The organism is Clostridium sp. UBA6640 (assembly GCF_002455975.1).
Classification (GTDB): domain Bacteria; phylum Bacillota; class Clostridia; order Clostridiales; family Clostridiaceae; genus Clostridium_J.
The window spans coordinates 1-6,625 of the sequence record NZ_DKLM01000052.1; the positions used below are offsets into that span (position 1 = coordinate 1).

The 6,625-nt window shown below is 31.5% G+C and carries 7 protein-coding genes; 5 read left to right on the forward strand and 2 right to left on the reverse strand.

Annotated elements, in window-relative coordinates; genetic code table 11:
• Nucleotides 1–237: 237 nt before the first annotated feature.
• Nucleotides 238–567 (forward strand): DUF1801 domain-containing protein, encoded by a 330-nt coding sequence (locus tag B2W91_RS05290; RefSeq protein ID WP_291579244.1) that lies wholly within the window; start codon nt 238–240, stop codon nt 565–567.
• Between the two features lie 130 nt (nt 568–697).
• The gene (locus B2W91_RS05295) at nt 698–1,066 is read left to right on the forward strand and encodes a YkvA family protein (protein WP_291579245.1); all 369 of its coding nucleotides are present in this window, start codon (nt 698–700) and stop codon (nt 1,064–1,066) included.
• A gap of 197 nt (nt 1,067–1,263) precedes the next feature.
• Here the strand turns inward: B2W91_RS05295 and B2W91_RS05300 are convergent, their stop codons facing one another.
• On the reverse strand, nt 1,264–2,151 hold the full coding sequence (locus B2W91_RS05300) for an alpha/beta fold hydrolase (RefSeq protein WP_291579246.1): 888 nt from the start codon (nt 2,149–2,151) through the stop codon (nt 1,264–1,266).
• A 77-nt stretch (nt 2,152–2,228) separates the two neighbouring features.
• Complete coding sequence (gene iscB / locus B2W91_RS05305; RefSeq protein ID WP_291579247.1) at nt 2,229–3,470, reverse strand: RNA-guided endonuclease IscB; 1,242 nt, start codon at nt 3,468–3,470, stop codon at nt 2,229–2,231.
• A gap of 732 nt (nt 3,471–4,202) precedes the next feature.
• On the opposite strand from iscB, the gene B2W91_RS05310 reads away from it, so the two are divergent.
• The 3 genes from B2W91_RS05310 to B2W91_RS05320 form a co-directional block, all read left to right on the forward strand.
• A complete protein-coding gene (locus B2W91_RS05310; RefSeq protein WP_291579248.1) occupies nt 4,203–4,652 on the forward strand; it encodes a YsnF/AvaK domain-containing protein in 450 nt (149 codons plus the stop codon).
• Nucleotides 4,653–4,731: 79 nt separating this feature from the next.
• Nucleotides 4,732–5,412, forward strand: coding sequence for a YsnF/AvaK domain-containing protein (locus B2W91_RS05315; protein ID WP_291579249.1), 681 nt, complete (start codon nt 4,732–4,734; stop codon nt 5,410–5,412).
• A gap of 385 nt (nt 5,413–5,797) precedes the next feature.
• Nucleotides 5,798–6,625: S8 family serine peptidase (locus B2W91_RS05320; RefSeq protein WP_291579250.1), on the forward strand; the 828-nt coding region annotated here is incomplete at its 3' end.

Sequence of the window (6,625 nt, forward strand, 5' to 3'; positions counted from 1 at the left end):
TTTTTTCCATTATATATACAGGGACAAAGGGATGTAAGGTTCAGAAGTAAGTTAGCTTTATAAATTCCAATTTTTTAATGAACTTAAAAAGTAAACAAAAAATAATATATTAAAGTATCGCATTATTCAGAAATGAATTTGTGATATTTTTTATGTTGTATTTCAAATATATTGCGTAATAAAGGTTATTCATATGACACACAGACAAAATAAATTTGTAGAAATGGAGCTTTAAAAATGAAAGAGGATATATTTAATTATTTAGAGAATTTTGATGAACAAACAAAGCAAAGATTTCTTATGTTGTATGGACTTATTCACGAAAGTACTTCTCGAAGTATTGAAGAAAAATTGTGGGCTAAATTACCGTCATTTTATGTAGATAGTAAATTTATTCGCCTTATTCCCTTTAAAGATCATATTAATGTTGAAGCAAAAGCAGTTATTTTTTATAAAGATAAGTTATCAGGATATAAAATAACGCCAAAAGGGATGCTGCAAATTTTTAATAATCAGCAAGTTCCGAGTAAATTGCTGAAAATAATATTTGCAGAAAGTTTTGAGTAAGTTGCAGTTTATGACCTTTAATTTGCATTATTCTTATAGCACGTAATAATTATATAATTAGCAGATATATTGGTATATAATTGTAAGATATTATGAAATAAATATAATTCATAAAATGAGGAGATAGAATATGGATTTAAAAACCAGAGCAAAAAAACTAAAAACAGATATACCAGCTATATTTATTGCTTTGAAGAAAAAAGAAACTCCTATAATAGCAAAAATCCTTGCAGGAATTGTAATTGGGTATGCTTTATCACCAATTGACTTTATACCTGACTTTATACCGGTAATAGGTTTGCTAGATGATGTCATCATACTTCCTATACTAATAGCAATTACACTAAAATTCATTCCAAAAGAAATATTTACACAGTGTAGGGTTGAAGCAGAAACTTTATGGGTTAAAGGGAAACCAAAAAAATGGTATTTTGCTATACCATTTGTATTGTTATGGCTATTAATAATATTTTTGATCATAAAAATAATTTTGTTATAATGCTTATTTAAAGTCATAACTGAAAAAACGAATAATTTACTAAAACCAAATGTGAAAATTTTGTTGCTTAGACATTTGTTGCCGATTTTCTTCTAGAGCAGCATTCAGCATAGCGAACCCGTGTCGAGGCACATGGGATGTGACCCAAAATATAGTGCCCTCGACACTGGGATTAGCCACTCATTTTACCCGATTGTTTATGGTCTTCCGGCTTCCACGAATTTTTGGGCAATCATTTTCGGTTCAGTTTGAAAGGTCGTAAAATGGTCTCCGTCGCCTTGAATGTATCGGTAAAAACCGAGGTGATTGGATTGGTTTGTATGCCAAGCGAACGGTCCAGGCGGAAGCGCTGTATCTTCCGTTAGGTTAAGATAGCTTTTCGGAATTTGTAGGCTGTAGAATTTTTTCAAATCGAGTTTTTGGAATAAGGGACCTGCAGGTTCCGGCGTAATTTTGCTGTATATCTCTTTCGCTTCCTCTAAGCTGGCGGTGTTTGTGAAAGAATCGCGGAACAGCGGGAATGGAAGCATAATCGTATTGTTACCTGAAGCATCGGCCAGTTGTTTGAATGTTTCTTGAGCAGGCGGTGGAAGTTGATCGTACACGCTTTGTCCGTCTAAAGGAACAAAAGCGTTAGAAAACACAACACGATCGATTCGATCCGGAATTTGCTCAGCGACTTTCATAACAACCGTGCCGCCGAAGCTATGTCCGAGTAGTACAATATGTTTTAAATCCTTTTCCTCGATATATTCGACGACGGCATTTGTGATTTGCTCGTGGGTTACGTTTTTATCTGTCAAGGCACCATGACCTAATAATTCCGGCACATAAACTGAATGGCCAAGTTTGCGAAGCTCGGCAGCGACTCCATCAAATTGACTGGCGTCAGCCCATGAACCGTGAATGATAACGAAGATCAGCTTTTCTTGCGCTTTGCTCGTTCTTTTCACCTCAGCCTCAGGAGCTTGTTTCGATACTGCCATTGCTTCGGAATTAAATTGATTACCGATTTGAAAGCCGAGAAAGACAAGTATAGCCAGTCCCACGATAGCAATTATTCTTTTATTTTTAATCATATTCATGTGAAACCTGGTTATGAAAAACGTAACAAAACATAACCTTGCCCTTTCTTATATTTTTTATATTAAATTTTACGTTTTTAAAACCAATATATTTTATTAAATCTCCATAATAATTTACAAGACTTAATTCCATACCTTTTTAGTATTTTATTTTCCATTGTAGTAATATTACATTGATTTTTATTTGGATAAAGTGCGGTTATATAACCAATATAATATTCTCCATTTTTCTTTGTGTATTTTATTAAATCTCTATGTTTAAATCCATTTAGTTCTGCAATATTAGCTTTTGATTTTCTTCTCATAGGTTTGATAATCCAATCTTTTATATTACATTCGTTCATATTTACTACTAAATCTGTTGTGCAAATTGCATCATTACTATGTGTTTTATATATATTCCAATCGATACGTTTATTAGCAGTATCTCCACCTGTAGTTAGAAGTAATTCGCCTAATTTAGATAACTCTTGTCTTAAATAAGTTTTACCTTGCATAACATGTTGAGCGTAGTCAAATCTTATATTTTTACCATCAATTGTTTTATAATATTTATCAATAAATAATTCTTCTTTGCCTTCTGTTTTTTGATGACAACCACTACACAAAGTGATTAAATTACTTATGGCATTAGAACCCTTTAATCTACGAGGAACTATATGATGTACTTCTAGCATACAATTAGATTTTTCACATTCCATACACTCGCAATTATCTCTTAATATAACTGCTTTTCTTATATTTTCATCTAACCTATTTGATTCTTGATATTGCCGCCCATATAATTTCTTACCTTCTGATAATGCTCTTATATCCACTACAACATCTTCTAAATGAAATTCCTTAATATTAACAAACTTTAATAATTGATTAATGATTCTAATGGTTGATTGTTTTTTCTGTAATATACTAGGTGCTACTCTACCTTTTCTTTTACTTGCTGATCTATTATCAAATCTAACTTTTCTGTATCTTTTATGATTTCTATGGTATCTTCTATAACCTTTTCTGGTTTCCATTAAACTTTTAACATCTTGTCTAAGTTCAATAGTGCCCTTGAATATTGGTTTATTATATGTTTTGCATTTTTGAACTAATGCTATACCTACATGTTTACTTCCATCATCTATCCCACAAATTATTTCAGTTTCTTCATCAGGGCGAACCTCATAATTTAGTTGAATTGCCATAGGATATTTTTGGAGCAATCTTGCTTTCTTCTTTCTAATCAATATCCATGCTTTATTACAAAGACATGGATCTAATTTTCTTCCTTTTTTATCTTTTACAAATGAATAATCTTTTTGATTTTTAGTCATCTCTGACCACTCTCCTTTCGGGCATTTTCCTACTTGCCAAAGACAGTATAGAGTTCATATGATTAGGTGTTTGACTTCACAACCTAGAAGTCGGTCATCCTTCCTCATTCTTAGAGCCTTAAACTGTTGGATATATTTAAGGGTAAGTCTTTAACTTATCATACAATCATAGTTCATCATGCTAAACCGTTTTCACAATTCTACACTCACTTAGGCTTGAAAACATCAAATAGTTATAACAACATACCTAAATGTTGTGATATGTTATTATTTGTTATGATTTTTAGCAACTACTTGAAGTTCCTAAACGATAACATTTTTGCTCTAATTACAGCAATACCTGAGTTTATTTGTGATCCTATTTTTTCTACTCTACTTCCGTTGATTTATAGCTGCCAGAAACCGTCTCTGCAGCGATGAAACTCGGAAAGTTGAGGATTATGTTCAGCACTTTAAGCAGTTTGCTGGTCAAGAAATATTGTTTACTTCATAACGCAATATTATTCATAAGATGAAATGTCCAAGAATGAATAGCTGGCTGGAAATACGAAATTATTTGGGTTGAAAATATATATCGAGTTAACATTTTTATTGAGCTTTTTAAATGAAAATAGTATTTATTTTCTGTAATATATTTGCTCTAACTCCATATTTCATAAAGTATATATTGTTCTAGCAGGGATAAAATATTAATGAATTGAAAATATGTATTTATAGGAGGTAATACTTACAATGAGTTTATTTGATAATATTTTAGGCAATAACGATGATAATAAGAGAAGTAAAGATGAGGGAAGACTTACACTTCATAAGGAAGAGCTTGATATAAGTAAAAGCAACGTTCCAAAGGGTGAAGTTGAACTAAGCAAGGAAATTATTCAAGAACAAAAAACAGTTGATGTTCCCGTTACTCACGAAGAAGTTGTTATTGAAAGAAGATCAATAGATAGCGAAGCTAGTGATACACCTATTAGTGATGAAGAAACTATACGTATTCCAGTCAGTGAAGAACAGGTTAACGTAGATAAACACACAGTGGTAACTGGAGAGGTATCTGCTCATAAACGTGAAGTCCAGGAAACAAGGCGGGTGGAGGAAAACCTAAAAAGAGAAGAAGCTCGCATAAATACAAATGGTGATGCAGATATAGTGGATAACAATACAGATGATGGCTTTCATTAAGGAATCTATAAAATAAATAAAAAAAACACCTCTCAAATTATATATTGGATTTAGGAGGTGTTTTTTAGGAGGATAGAGCATGTTAAACAAAGATGTACCTAATACAGAAAGTATTCAATATTTAACAAGTGCTGCTATTGGCGGAATAATTGGTTTTATAATTGCTATTTTGTATAAGTTCTCTATTTTAATTATACCCGGATTTATAACTATATTTACAATCACATCAATTGACCCAATCATAACTGGAACTATATTAGGCATTATTGTAGGCGTAATTATAGGCAATTTAATGGTTCAGAGTAAGATATATAAGAATGATACTGAAAGGATTTCAAAGAATATTCCACATAGTTCAGATGATGATATGAAGATGCAACTTTGTGAAGAACAGATGAAAATATCTAAAGACAAAATACAAACTGGTGAGGTATCCATTCACAAAGAAGTTCTAACCGAAGAAAAGAATATCACTGTGCCTATAAAACGTGAGGAGCTTGTTATTGAAAAGACTGTTTCTGATCCACAATTTCATAATAAATCAGATGTTCATACTGAAACTATTCGAATTCCTATCAGTGAAGAACGTATCGACATACACAAAGAGCCAGTAGCTTTAGAAGATGTTTCAGTTAGCAACCATCAATATAAAGAGGTAAAGCATATAACTGAAACATTAAAAAAGGAAATACCTCACATTAGTATTAATGGGGATGCAAAAGTTGTGGATAAGAAAATTGATAAAAAATATCGAGGTTAGAAATATGGAATAATTAATAGCTCTAAACACTTTCTGACTGTAAAAATGGAGGATTAGAAATATTTTTGTTTAACGTCATAATTGAAAAATGTACAATTTACTAAAACACTGTATTATTCAATCTAGAATTTTATGGTGTTTTTCGTTGTATTTCAAATATATTACGACTTTATATTAACTTTAATAAGTAGCTTATAGTATATTATTGCTTTATATGATAAGGTAAATTGATTGTAAAGTAACGTAACTATTGAATCAAAAGTTGGAGTTGTCATTATGATAAGTATAAGATATAGGCGTAAGGTAAATGTAAGATAAATTTAACCTCTTTCGATTTCTACATATGGTTATTAGTGCTAAAATGAAGACGATAGGGGGGAGAATGATGCTAAGTAACATCAAAAAATTTAGTCTTAAAAGGAAAATATTTTTTATGCTTGTTATTATTCTAGGGGGATTTTTAATATTTGCCTTCAATTTTCCACTAGGCAAGTATGTAAATTCTAAGGTGAATGGAAATAGTGGAATAGCTAGAGTTCCTAATGCTGTAGATTATAAAAGGGGAAAGCTTGAAGAACTTCCTAAATATGATGAAAACTCAAAAAAACAGTGGCAAGTTGATTTAAGAAGTTATGATTTATCAGAACTTAATGTTAAAAATAACTTAAATGATTTAATGTATGCACATTTTGATAGCAAAACAAAATGGCCTTCTGATATTCCAAAAGAATTTGATAGGCAAACTATTATGGAATATGGAAAAAGCCCAGGATTGAATTTGAGAAAGCTTCATGAAAGGGGTATTACAGGAAAAGGAGTGAGCATGGCTATTATCGATCAAACTCTTTTAGTAGGCCACGAAGAATATAAAGATAGATTAAAATATTATGAAGAGATTCATAATAATGAAGAAGGTGGTGCATCTATGCATGGGGCAGCTGTTAGCTCTATTGCAGTGGGAAAGACTGTAGGTGTTGCACCAGAGGCAGATTTATATTACATCGCAGAAACTCATGGGAAATTTACTTTAAGTAGTATGGTAACTGGCTTTCCCTTTGATTTTAAGTATTTAGCAAAATCTATAGATAGAATTATAGAAATAAATAAGACTCTACCTAAAGAAAAAAAGATAAGGGTCATTTCTATGTCTATAGGATGGACTGAAGGGCAGAAAGGATTTAATGAGGTAGATTCAGCAGTAAAAAGGGCTAAA

What these genes read in the sequence shown, in the direction of transcription:
- B2W91_RS05290 (WP_291579244.1), top strand. Translation starts at nt 238, where the DNA reads ATGAAAGAGGATATATTTAATTATTTAGAGAATTTTGATGAACAAACA.
- B2W91_RS05295 (WP_291579245.1), top strand. Translation starts at nt 698, where the DNA reads ATGGATTTAAAAACCAGAGCAAAAAAACTAAAAACAGATATACCAGCT.
- B2W91_RS05300 (WP_291579246.1), bottom strand. Translation starts at nt 2,151, where the DNA reads ATGAATATGATTAAAAATAAAAGAATAATTGCTATCGTGGGACTGGCT.
- iscB (WP_291579247.1), bottom strand. Translation starts at nt 3,470, where the DNA reads ATGACTAAAAATCAAAAAGATTATTCATTTGTAAAAGATAAAAAAGGA.
- B2W91_RS05310 (WP_291579248.1), top strand. Translation starts at nt 4,203, where the DNA reads ATGAGTTTATTTGATAATATTTTAGGCAATAACGATGATAATAAGAGA.
- B2W91_RS05315 (WP_291579249.1), top strand. Translation starts at nt 4,732, where the DNA reads ATGTTAAACAAAGATGTACCTAATACAGAAAGTATTCAATATTTAACA.